The sequence below is a fragment of the Pantoea sp. PA1 genome (assembly GCF_056856975.1).
Window position 1 is genome coordinate 1 of record NZ_JBXGEE010000020.1, and the last position, 527, is coordinate 527.

The following is a 527-nucleotide window of genomic DNA, read 5'->3' on the forward strand; positions in this document are numbered from 1 at the left end:
ACGTCCTTCATCGCCTCTGACTGCCAGGGCATCCACCGTGTACGCTTAGTCGCTTAACCTCACAACCCACAGGCGTTTTTCAACGCTGCAGACTGTAAGCATTTGAGAGACTCGGACATGTCGCCATTTCATTCTTATTACGGAGAATGAACGCGTCATGTCGTTTCAATTTTCAGCTTGTTCCGGATTGTTAAAGAGCAAATATCTCAGACGCGTCTCCCTGCTCGCGCAGCGGAAACGGTTTTGAGATACTGTATGGAGACACCTTTCACCTGTCACCAAGCAGGTGGCGTCCCCTAGGGGATTCGAACCCCTGTTGCCGCCGTGAAAGGGCGGAGTCCTAACCGCTAGACGAAGGGGACACGATAGTGTCACGACTTCGCAGCCGTCCTGCTCATTACTTTTTTATCAGACAATCTGTGTGAGCACTGCGCGGGAAGGTATCTTCAGGTAAGGAGGTGATCCAACCGCAGGTTCCCCTACGGTTACCTTGTTACGACTTCACCCCAGTCATGAATCACAAAGTG

At 51.6% G+C, this 527-nt stretch carries 1 tRNA gene and 1 rRNA gene; both read right to left on the minus strand.

Going from position 1 to position 527, the window contains the following annotated elements:
• Window positions 1-287: 287 nt before the first annotated feature.
• Window positions 288-362, minus strand: a tRNA-Glu gene (locus tag AC1V0D_RS21970).
• An 89-nt stretch (window positions 363-451) separates the two neighbouring features.
• Window positions 452-527 (minus strand): 16S ribosomal RNA (locus AC1V0D_RS21975); the annotation flags it as partial.